Below are 10015 nucleotides of genomic sequence, written 5' to 3' on the forward strand. Positions count from 1 at the left end.
ATCATCCAACATCTGCAGAGCGCCCACGCAAGGACAGGCATACAATCGGCCAAATGATGGTTAACCAAGCAATAAAATGAAAATGATAGGGATCAAAATTAAAAGCATTGCCAGCATCAGGATTTTCTCCCTTACACCGCTTAGCTCACATCACCTATCTCGCTAACCCTTCATAATTTCACCTTTAAATAGCCCATGAATTCTTCCGTCAAAAGAAAGCAAATAAAAATTCAACTTGTAGATCCGCATGAAATTACGCGCTTAGGTGTGACCCACCTTCTAGCGTCCAATCGTGAAATTGAAATTTGCGGGACCTCATCAAATGGTGCTGATGCCCTGAAATTAGCCGCTAAATATAATCCTGATTTAATCATCATCGAGCCCGACCTCCATGAAGAAAGTGGCATTGAGCTTATCTCCGCTCTACTGAAAACCTGTAAAGCCAGATCATTGTATATACCGGTATCAAAAATTCTGAAATTCATGACCAAGCGTTTGTGAATGGCGCTCGTGGAGTGATTAGCAAAACTGAGCCAACAAGCAATCTTCTGAAGGCAATAGAAAAAATTCATGAGGGTGAGTTATGGCTCAATCGAAATGCTACCTCTCGAATTCTGCTACAAATCTCTCAAGCTAACTTACCTAAAGAGCTCACTAGCGAACAGATGAAATTGGCTTCACTGACTCCTAAGGAGGATAAAGTCACTCGCGCCATACAGTTACATTCAGAGAAAACCTTAAAGCAAGTTGCTGACAGTCTTCACATTAGTGAACATACCTTGCGCAACCATTTGGCTTCTATTTACGACAAGCTAGGCGTGCGTAATCGTATGGAACTTTATGTCTTTTGTGGAAAATTTCAAAAAACAGAAGATGCGGATAATCACCCTAAACGTCGCTCAACCGACTAATAGGGCCTTACAAACTCATGCTGGACTGAAGTTTGGATTTACCCATAATTGCATCTTGATAGCCAGGCTTTAGAGTCAGAGCTTGATCGTAGTTGACCAAAGCTTCCTTATTGCGCTTTAAGCCAATCAGCACTACAGCCCTGTTATTAAAGGCCTCAGCGTATTGAGGATTGATTTTGATGGCCCTATCCAGCTTAGGTAAAGCAACCTTAAATCGACCCATCGAGCATAAGATCGCCCCCAAGTTATTACATAGGGCTGCGCTATTAGGATTTGCAGATAATCCGAGCTCATAAGCATGTAATGCTTTATCCAGCTTTCCCATCGAGATGAGAACATTAGCCGTATAGATATGAGCGCGCCAATATCCTGGTGAAAGCTCAAGCACTCTAGCAAAGTCTGCCAAGGCTTTCTTAAATTGCTTTAGCTCTGCCCGAACAAGACCTCTATTTTTAATAGCATCTACATATCCAGAGTCAATGGATAAAGCCTTGTCATAGTTTTTAAGGGCCTGCTCACTATCACCCACGGCCGCTTGTGCATTAGCTAGATTGCTGTAGGCTCTTGGATTGCTCCCATCCACTGCAATGGCATTTTCAAACAACTTAATGGCCATGGGAAAGGTCTTCATTTGTGAGGCGATGAGGCCCATCCCATGAATAGCTGCATAGTGATCGGGATCTTGTCGCAAGATCTCCTGGTATAAAGCCCACGCTTCTTTTAGCTGGCCTTTGAGGTGCAGCTTTTCAGCATTAATCAGCTTTGCCTGCAGTTCAGATGGAGTGTGAGAGCTATTAATACTGATAGACATTGGTGTTCTGGACGCCTTTTTAGGTGACACATTACTCTTAGCCTTCTTTGCGGCTGCCGTTTTCTTGAGGGGGCCAGCTTTCTCACTAGTCCCTCCAAGCTTCAACTTCTTACCCACGCTTTTTACCATAATAAATCAATGCCACAGAATCTTATCAACATTGGAAATTTCGTGGGAAGTACCATCAGCAGTCGTAATAATGGCTTCATTATGAGCATGATCGCTTGTGAAATTAATCTCCTTATTCTCCGCATCAATAGTCGCTGTGCCAGATTTAATCTGTACAGTCCAATCCCCAGCTTCATTGCTATAGCTATTCGTGAGACTTCCACCTTCTGCAGAAATCGATGCAGGGCCTCCATGATCGCTTGAAATATCTACTACATCGGTCCAGCTAGCTCCATGCAAGGCATCACTTAATGCGGATCCGCCTGCATGAACACCGAGCGCATCAGGTACACCGATTTCTTTACCGTAGAGAGTGGCAACTTCATAATCTACACCACCAATATTGACTGTAATAGTTGAGTGAGAATCGGTTACCCCATCCTGATCAATTGAGATGACTGAACGAACACTGTCAGCAGGATTGAGGATGGCGGATAAATCAACATGGTCGCCATCATTGATATTAAAGCCATCAATCGCGAGTGCACCATCGGCAATAGAGGCAATTTGGTAAATATCCTGGACACCATTGCCATCGGTCATAACAGATTCGACTGCAAAAGCTACGTCCTCGGCAATACCAGTACTGCCATCGGTCATGGTGTAAGTAGTTTGTCCATAGATTAAGACATCGCCGTCAACTGCCGTATGCATAACCCCATCAGAAGTTAAAGATAAACTAACAATTCCGCGATCAGCAAGGGTTAGGAACTCTCCAACATCCACAATGCCATCGCTATCAGCATCTTGCCAAACACCAAAGTCATTAAAGCCAGCATCCTTAGCATCAAAGACATTATCGTGATTGATGTCATAGACTTTAGCAAGGCCCTGCAAGTCGGTCTCACCTGCTTGAGTTGAAAAGACAACGTTAACACTGCCATCAGCTCTTTGATTGGCTAGGAGGCCGTCTTCAGAGGCAACCCAAGCCGTAGAGATCTTTTCTCCATTGCCGTCATAGTCATACTGAACACCAGCATCTTTATGAAGATACTCAACTCCATCGTTATTCAGATCGAATGCAATTGGGGTGATACGTGCCCGATCGGTAGTATTGCTTGAGCTGGTGCTAATCGCAGATAACTCCACGTTACTTAACTCAATTAAATTACCACTTCCCGCACTGTTTGAAGTCTGAGTATAAATATAGGTATTTGTAATGCCATTAATAGTCGCAGTAAAAGCAACTGTGGTGCCCGCACTACCAAAGTCTTGCAAACCGAGGTATTCCACAACTGCAGCGACGTGTGAGTTAGAAGTAAGCGGTATAGCACTACTAAAACTAGATGCATCATCAAATGTAATCATCCTACCGCTATCAATCCTATGAGAGCTAATTGGATTTCCTGAAATAGTTAGGGTTGAGTCAGATCCATTTTTGGAGTTAGTCGTACTCGCCAAGCGAGCAGTGCCTGGTAAACTTAAAATATCTTGAGTAGATCCAGTTTGGTAGTCTTTGATAATATCAAATCCCGAAATAGATCCTGCATCGCCACTGCCAGATATCGTATACGCAGAATCACCAGTAGCAAAACTAAAGGTATCAACCCCGCCACCGCCAAATAAGATATCCGCTCCAGCTCCACCAGTGAGGGTATCAGCCCCAATATTACCAATCAAAATATCATCACCGCCAGCACCTGATAGGGTTTTACCACTTGTCAGTGCATTCAAAATAATTTCAGAATTACTTGTACCTGACATAGTGCTGCCAGTACCCACATTTGTAAATGTAACAACTCCATTTGAAGTGGTAGTTCCATCATCCAAAGTGTAATTAAGATCATCATTGCTAGACACTCCACCAGCACTAATCACATCAGCATTTATTGATTGGCTATGCAGCCAAGAAAAAATGCCACAGAGAAAAGTGATTTCGATGGTGGCAGAGTTTTGTGCGTATGCAGGCAGCCGAAAGATCGAGTGCCTAGATTTAGCCTGGACGCAGATTGATGAGAAGCAAGGCGTTATCCGTATTAAGAGAGCCAAGCAGCGCGGCAGAAAACGCGGGGAAGTCATTGATGTCATTAAGATTAGTGATGCCTTGCAAGATCTGATTAACCGATTAAAGACTATCCGTAAGGATGGGCTGTATGTATTCCCTACTCAGCGTGGATCGCACTATACGGCAGCAGGCTTTAAATGTATGTGGGGCAAGCTGGTAAACCAAGCCAAGGATCTGAAAGTGATCGATGGTGGGTTTACCTTTCATGATCTACGCGCCTACTATGTCACTCAATTTAAACAATCGAATGACGGCAGATTGCCCGATATTCATGCCAATCCGCAAACTACGGCACGCATTTATGATCGTACAAAAGAGGTAAAACGCAGGGCAATTTAGAAATGCAATTCCCAATTTGGGAATTTTTATGGGAATTTTATATGTATAAAAACCCAGTGACTAACGGCAAACCCATATAGAATATGGGGCGAACGACGGGGCTCGAACCCGCGACAACCAGAATCACAATCTGGGACTCTACCAACTGAGCTACGTCCGCCACTGAAGATCTGAGATTATAGCTTTTGAGCTGAAAACCTGTCAAAAATAGCTTGAATAGCTTATTAAGCCGACTCAAAATCGAAAGCAGCCCAATCACCTAGGGTCAGACTGGCATTAAGGAAAAAGTCGGCAATTTCTGCCTTGCTTTGTACTTTCGCCAAAGCATGATGATCAGAGAGGCGCTGGCGCCAGTAACGGGAACCAGCCCTTCCATGGGCTAAGCCTAAAATATGTCTTGTGAATGCACCAATATAAAAGGGTTTCTTCTTTGCCTGGCACTCATCAAACCAAGCCTGAACTTGCTTGACCAATGAGATTTGGATTCGATGCCACTCTGTCTCGCTAAATAGATAGCCTGCAACCTCACCATCGGAGCTAATTAAATCATCCCAACCCAATAACATCGCAGGGAAATGGTAAGCCGCCCTCCCAACCATAAAGCCATCAAAGTCATCCCAATGGCTAGCGATTTGCTCATTAGTTTCTAAACCACCATTTAGTAAGACTTTTAAATTGGGGAATTGTTTCTGCGCATCTAAACGAAGCTTGGCGGCAACTTCATAGCACAATGGCGGTTTGCTGCGATTCTCTTTGGGAGACAAGCCCTTGAGTACTGCATTACGTGCGTGAATAGTGACTTGACTCGCACCAGCATCCGCTACCGCAAGAATAAAGTTCAGTGCGAATTGATAATCGGCCTCGGAGCTGGCGGCATCCATCGAATCTAAGCCAAGACGATGCTTTACAGAAATCGGAATATCGACCACGGCTTTCATGGCCATGACACAATCAGCCACCAATTGCGGCTCAGCCATTAAGCATGCGCCAAATGCGCCACGCTGGACTCTCTCTGAAGGGCAGCCGCAATTGAGGTCAACCTCGTCATAAGCCCACTGCTGAGCCAGCTCTGCTGCTTTAGCTAAATAAGAAGGTTCAGATCCACCCAACTGTAAAACGACTGGATGTTGATCCCCTGAGTAATCCAAGTGCCGCGGAACATCCCCATGAATCAAAGCGCCCGCTGTCACCATCTCGGTATAAAGCACTGCATCTTTAGTGAGCGCGCGATGAAAAGAACGGCAGTGGCGATCTGTCCACTCCATCATCGGGGCAACAGCTAGACGTTTCTTGGCAGCAGAAATCATATAGGCGTTAGTTTATTTCTCTTTGACTTTGAAATGATCTCTCTTGCATTGTTATTGGATCTATAAAGTGGATCTCTTTAGCCAAGAGCTGTAACGGTTTTGAAAAATCCAAATCATACTCTTGGTAAGGCATCAGCATTGGGTAGATCTGATCATGCTTTATCGGAATCCCCAAGCTATTAAGGTGGCAGCGTAATTGGTGTTTCTTGCCACTACCCGGCATTAAGCGATATCTAGCCCAGGGCTTCATCACCTCAATCAGCTCTATCAGAGTATCCGTATTGGCATCTCCCTCCACCTCCTCCATCTGAAGAAAGTGTTCAGACTCTTCTATCCGACTACGGTAGGTTAAAGGAAGTCTTGCCTGCAGATCCTCCGAATAGGGCGCGATCGCCTCATATACTTTTTTGATTAACTTATCTCTGAAGAGATTTTGGTATTGGGCTCGTTCATCGGGCTGAACCGAAAAGATAACCAAGCCAGCAGTATCTCGATCAATTCGATGAATGGGGCTTAATTTCTGCAATCCCGTTTTCTTTTTCAATCTATTGAGTAGAGTTTGATGCAAATAGAGACCGCTTGGTATGACAGGCAAAAAATGGGGCTTATCTGCCACCAAGATATGCTCATCCCGAAAAATAATGTGCTCTTCAAATGGAATAATGGGCTCGCGCGCTAAACGCCTAAAATAAATGAGGTGAATGCCAGTTCGATAAGGATCACTTGCTTTGACAGGTCCCCCATCAAGACTCGCGATCAGCCCATCGCTAAAACGGGCCGCCCACTCTGTTGCATCGATGTGCGGAAACTGATGGTTGAAAAATTCAAGTAAGTTTTGATGGTCTTGACCGGCAGGCAAATACACTCGCGATGGCGATATGCCTTCTGAATTAGATACCACAAATATACCTCAACAAAGTATTAAAACATCATCGTATTAGCGAATGATTCAGCACTCTAGAACACTGCTAATTGTATGCGCCCCGCCAATTAATTAATCCTGGTATCGCCTTGCTATTTCATTAAAGGCGTCTTTTTCAATTACAAATGCTTCCACGATGGTGGGGTCAAAATGAGTCATCTTTTTACCAATAATCTCTTCAACTGCCTCTTCATGAGTCCAGCCAGTTTTGTAAGGTCTACTGGTGACCAGCGCATCGTACGCATCCGCTAAGGCCATAATTCTGGCATCTAAAGGAATATCTTCACTACTGAGCCCCCTAGGATAACCTGTGCCGTCCCATTTTTCGTGGTGACCTCCAGCAATTTGAATTGCGCTCTCAATCACCCGATCTCTCACCCTTAAGCTTTCTGCCGATGCTTTTAGTACCGACTCTCCAATAAAAGTATGAGTCCGCATGACCGCCCATTCCTCACTAGTGAGAGGGCCAGCTTTAAGCAAAATATTGTCCGGAATACCTACCTTACCAATGTCATGCAGAGGCGCAGCGCGATACATCGCATTAATCGCCTTCTCATCCAATAGATCGGAACGATAGCCCATTTCTTTCAGGCGCTCAGCTAAGACTTTCACATATTTCTGAGTTCGCACAATATGATTTCCAGTATTGATATCCCTGGCGGAAGCAAGACTCTTAAGGGCAGTTAGCATTTGCTCTTCCTTATCCTGCCTACGTTCTCGTTCTCGAGTAATTAGCCAATCATAGTGATAATTTCCGATGGCGATAAAAATCAATGCGTATAGGATAATCACCAGTAATCTAGCAACAAACTCTGGTATGTGTTCATCATAAATACTATTGTGACTATCAAAACTGGAATACTGATCAACTACCCAAATCCGATAAGACCAAATAACTATCTGCGCAGCAATCGCAAGAATTAAAAACCATATATAAATAGATTTAGATCTTAGATACTGAATAGCCAGTTCATATAGCTGCCAAAGTGATAGCGCGATTAAAGTGCTACTTAACAATTCTACTCGAACATCATATGCGCTATTTGCACGTATGAATTCAGCCACCACGCCCAATAGCAAAATTGAAACACAAAAGCTAATTAACAAGCTTTTTTTGATCCGTGAATTAAGAGATTTAAAAAGTAATCCGAGGCCACCCCCTGCAGCAACCTGCATCAAATTACCAAAGGTAAGTGTAAGCCCGCCTACCAGAGGAAACAGGAAGAAAAAAAAGCAGGATAAAGTCATCGCTACCAAAGAGAATGCCCAATAGTGCACTGAGCTTTGGAGGCTGAATTGATGTTGCAAATCATGGAGAGGGCTAAAACACAAACCAAAAAAAATCAGTCCAAATCCCAGATAGATGACTTGATTGGTTAATTCCATGACTTACAAAACTCTTTTGAAATGGGCCTTCATTTCAACAAGGTTAACCGATTATTAGCTATAGAGCGAATATATTTCTAAAAGTGACTTGCTGTGGTGCGGCAGTAATGTCAACACTTTTGATAAAGAGACCAAGCATTCTTTCCCTGTAGCTTAGCCTCATACATGGCAGCATCGGCATGCGCCAATAAATTGATGATGGGTTCGTTATTATCGGGATATATAGTGGCCCCAATACTGGCGCTAATAGATACGTTCTGACCATCTATCATGAATGGAGATGAGAGCAACTCCAGGATACGTTTTAGCAAAATATTCAACTGCTCTTTATTTTTGATCCCACCCAGGAGAAGGACAAATTCATCTCCACCGAGGCGAACTACTGAGTCGCTATCACGAACCGCCTTCTTCATCCGGCCTGCAACAGCAATGAGAAGGTTATCACCAGATAAATGCCCCATTCGATCATTGATAGCTTTGAAGCCATCTAAGTCTAAAAAACAAATGGCCAATAAATCGGAATCTTTTCTCGCTACCGCCATTGCAGTCTGGACTAAACCATTAAGAGAAAGTCGGTTTGGCAACTTAGTCAAGAAATCAAAATGGGCAGCATCATGAAGGACTTCATTGCTATTAATGAGGCGCAGCTCTTCTTCCTGCGTCTTTTGTTTTGCTCGGTAAAAAAGCATGATGGCAACGCCGAAAAGACCGAGGAACAAAATCAGCAAAGATAGTAGGATGTTCATCCGCAAATTACTAAGAAGAGCATCATCAATACTTACAAATGTTTCCATCCGAATCCACCCAAGCGGGATACCGGGATCAATCTTGTACCAAAGGCGCGATAAATTATCGGTTTTCTCAATCAGGAATTTACCGGTAAAGTCCTTTGGTAGATCAATTTTGGATATGGAAAAGTTAGAGATGACTGGGTCTGCATCCTTCTTGCGCTCCAAGTAGGCAAGCACAGCACCATTCAAATCAGTTACCGTCACTGAACCAATATTTTCGTTGCCCATGATTTCTCGCAAGTCATTCTCAAGATGACTATAGTCACGCGTCACAATTAAATCACTAACGGCAAGCTCTAAACCTTTACCAAGTGCAATCTCCCTGCGCTCTTGAGTAATTTGAATGAGTTGATTGGTGTTGTAGTAAGTCCAGATGCTAATTGCAGAAATCAGCATAACCCCAAGCAGAGAAAACCAAGCAATAAATTTGCTAAAGACAGAGTGTGCAGAAGTGGATCCCGGCTTAGTCCGCACTTCTCACCACAAATTTTTCTAAACGCAACCCCTCTAAAGGTTGATAGTTTGTCTTGTAACTCACTGCCATTATTTTTGCAAGTTGAGCCCCTTTTAGCAATTCACTACCTTCGATCGTCTGATCCATTCCTAGCAAAGCACTTTGCACGCTCTTGCGAACCTGTTCCGATACTCGAGCATTTGCCGAAAAAGGGTGGGATGTATAGCGCTTCGTCTCCATCAAGGTACGTAATTCAGCCTTTAGTTCAGGTGACTCAGCCATCAATGTAGCCTGAATCCCCCCACCTGCTGACACATCTCCACGAATAACAGATCGGTAAACATTGCTATGCGTCTTTACATACACCGGTTCAAATGACACCCCATTTTTTGCCAAGGTTGCGCGTATGAGCAAAGAGGCAGCAAAAGCATTAGGGGCTGGAAAAGCAATACGACTACCGCCAAGCTCTTTTATATTATTGAGCTTACTGTCTTTTTGCACCGTAAGAATGCCAAAAAACGGATCGCCACTGGCAACTAAAGGAATGTATTGATTGTTTCGCCACTTCATCGTTGCATGATAGGGATTCATGAAAGCAAAATCTGGCTTACCTGCATTCAAATCATCTTCAAATTGAGGAATGCTGGTCGGAACAATTAATTCAAAGCATTGCTTAGCCTCTCTTCCGACCTGTTTAAGAACAGGGGACCAACGTGTATATATTTGCGTGGCCGCAAGCTGAGGGACGATATAAACCTTAAGAGATTTGGTTGCAGCCTGATCACCCAGGCAGGCCGCATAAGCCCCAACTGCTCCAGCAGAAAAAATACACCCAACGGATAATTTGAAAACTTCTTGAAGATATCTCATTGGCACTGATAAAAATTTCATTTGTATTTGTATTAAGCAAATCTTAAAAAA

At 43.6% G+C, this 10015-nt stretch carries 10 protein-coding genes and 1 tRNA gene; 3 read left to right on the forward strand and 8 right to left on the reverse strand.

Features of this window, described 5'->3' with window-relative positions; genetic code table 11:
• Window positions 1-195 precede the first annotated feature (195 nt).
• Together B7Y67_RS07250 and B7Y67_RS07255 are read left to right on the forward strand one after the other, a co-directional pair.
• Window positions 196-501 carry a response regulator gene (locus B7Y67_RS07250; protein ID WP_293598061.1) on the forward strand — a complete coding sequence of 102 codons (306 nt, stop codon included), beginning with the start codon at window positions 196-198 and terminating at the stop codon, window positions 499-501.
• Entirely contained in the window at window positions 498-911 is a 414-nt protein-coding gene (locus tag B7Y67_RS07255; RefSeq protein ID WP_293598062.1) for a LuxR C-terminal-related transcriptional regulator, read from the forward strand. The genes B7Y67_RS07250 and B7Y67_RS07255 overlap by 4 nt, the downstream gene beginning before the upstream one ends.
• A 7-nt stretch (window positions 912-918) precedes the next feature.
• On the opposite strand, the gene B7Y67_RS07260 is transcribed toward B7Y67_RS07255, so the two are convergent.
• On the reverse strand, window positions 919-1839 hold the full coding sequence (locus B7Y67_RS07260) for a tetratricopeptide repeat protein (RefSeq protein ID WP_293598063.1): 921 nt from the start codon (window positions 1837-1839) through the stop codon (window positions 919-921).
• Between the two features lie 18 nt (window positions 1840-1857).
• Window positions 1858-3708, reverse strand: a complete 1851-nt coding sequence (locus B7Y67_RS07265; RefSeq protein ID WP_293598064.1) for a hypothetical protein — start codon at window positions 3706-3708, stop codon at window positions 1858-1860.
• A 37-nt stretch (window positions 3709-3745) separates the two neighbouring features.
• Here B7Y67_RS07265 and B7Y67_RS07270 point away from each other — a divergent pair, with 37 nt between their 5' ends.
• Complete coding sequence (locus B7Y67_RS07270; protein ID WP_293598065.1) at window positions 3746-4234, forward strand: tyrosine-type recombinase/integrase; 489 nt, start codon at window positions 3746-3748, stop codon at window positions 4232-4234.
• A gap of 84 nt (window positions 4235-4318) precedes the next feature.
• On the opposite strand, the gene B7Y67_RS07275 is transcribed toward B7Y67_RS07270, so the two are convergent.
• From B7Y67_RS07275 to B7Y67_RS07300, 6 genes are all read right to left on the reverse strand, one after another.
• Window positions 4319-4394 (reverse strand) — tRNA-His (locus B7Y67_RS07275).
• Window positions 4395-4458: 64 nt separating this feature from the next.
• The gene (gene dusA, locus B7Y67_RS07280; protein WP_293598066.1) at window positions 4459-5541 is read right to left on the reverse strand and encodes a tRNA dihydrouridine(20/20a) synthase DusA; all 1083 of its coding nucleotides are present in this window, start codon (window positions 5539-5541) and stop codon (window positions 4459-4461) included.
• Window positions 5542-5548: 7 nt separating this feature from the next.
• Window positions 5549-6442 carry a pseudouridine synthase gene (locus B7Y67_RS07285; RefSeq protein ID WP_293598067.1) on the reverse strand — a complete coding sequence of 298 codons (894 nt, stop codon included), beginning with the start codon at window positions 6440-6442 and terminating at the stop codon, window positions 5549-5551.
• A 93-nt stretch (window positions 6443-6535) separates the two neighbouring features.
• On the reverse strand, window positions 6536-7570 hold the full coding sequence (locus B7Y67_RS07290) for an HD domain-containing phosphohydrolase (protein WP_293598068.1): 1035 nt from the start codon (window positions 7568-7570) through the stop codon (window positions 6536-6538).
• 389 nt (window positions 7571-7959) lie between these two features.
• Complete coding sequence (locus B7Y67_RS07295; RefSeq protein WP_293598069.1) at window positions 7960-9036, reverse strand: GGDEF domain-containing protein; 1077 nt, start codon at window positions 9034-9036, stop codon at window positions 7960-7962.
• 67 nt (window positions 9037-9103) lie between these two features.
• The coding region (locus tag B7Y67_RS07300; RefSeq protein WP_293598070.1) for a phosphate/phosphite/phosphonate ABC transporter substrate-binding protein at window positions 9104-10015 on the reverse strand (912 nt) is incomplete at its 5' end.

The sequence above is a fragment of the Polynucleobacter sp. 35-46-11 genome, from assembly GCF_002281105.1.

Bases quoted from the DNA above. Each gene is read 5' to 3' on its own strand.
- B7Y67_RS07270 (WP_293598065.1), top strand. From the start codon at position 3,746: ATGCCACAGAGAAAAGTGATTTCGATGGTGGCAGAGTTTTGTGCGTAT.
- dusA (WP_293598066.1), bottom strand. From the start codon at position 5,541: ATGATTTCTGCTGCCAAGAAACGTCTAGCTGTTGCCCCGATGATGGAG.
- B7Y67_RS07295 (WP_293598069.1), bottom strand. From the start codon at position 9,036: ATGCTGATTTCTGCAATTAGCATCTGGACTTACTACAACACCAATCAA.
- B7Y67_RS07250 (WP_293598061.1), top strand. From the start codon at position 196: ATGAATTCTTCCGTCAAAAGAAAGCAAATAAAAATTCAACTTGTAGAT.